This is a genomic window from Streptomyces sp. UNOB3_S3 (assembly GCF_020740895.1).
Taxonomy (GTDB): domain Bacteria; phylum Actinomycetota; class Actinomycetes; order Streptomycetales; family Streptomycetaceae; genus Streptomyces.
Genome location: NZ_JAILXP010000771.1, coordinates 1 through 608 on the forward strand (window position 1 = coordinate 1; position 608 = coordinate 608).

Consider the following 608-nt stretch of genomic DNA (forward strand, 5'->3'; position numbering starts at 1 on the left):
CCAGGACCAGTCCGACCGTCCAGGCGGCCATGCCCAGGTTCCCGGACAGGTACTGGGCCAGGTAGGGCATGAGCATGTAGAAGCCGAGGTTGATGGTGAACTGGTTCGCCATCAACAGCTGGACGCTACGGTCGAACGTGCGGGCTTGCGACAGCGGATTCTTCACGACCGGCCCTCGTCGTCCTTGCTGGGCGCGCTGCCTGCGACGGTGGTGGCGTCCCGTTGCGCGGTCACCGGGTCGACGACGGTCGTGCACCTGGTCCAGCGGGTGACCTCCTTCTCGTCCGGCCGTCCCACGACCTCGGGCTCGACCGGCGGTGGGGCGTCCAGAAGGCCGTGGGCGGCGCAGTAGTCGTCGTCGTAGACGGTGCCGAGGTAGCGCTGCGGGCCGTCGGGGTAGACGGCGGCGATGCGGGTGCCGGCGGGCAGCGTGCGCGCGAGCCAGCCGGCGACCAGGGCGACCGCGCCGACGCTCCAGCCACCGGTGGCGTAGTGGGACGCGGCCAGCTGGCGGCAGGTCCACACGGCCTCGGCGGGGGAGACCCAGTGCACCTCGGAAAAATTCTCGTAGGCGACGTTACGGGGGTAGATGCTCGAGCCGAGGCCGC

At 70.6% G+C, this 608-nt stretch carries 1 pseudogene; it reads right to left on the reverse strand.

The features are described 5' to 3' along the window. Positions 1-162: 162 nt before the first annotated feature. Positions 163-608 (reverse strand): annotated as a pseudogene (locus K6I33_RS35560) (pyridoxal-5'-phosphate-dependent protein subunit beta); the annotation flags it as partial.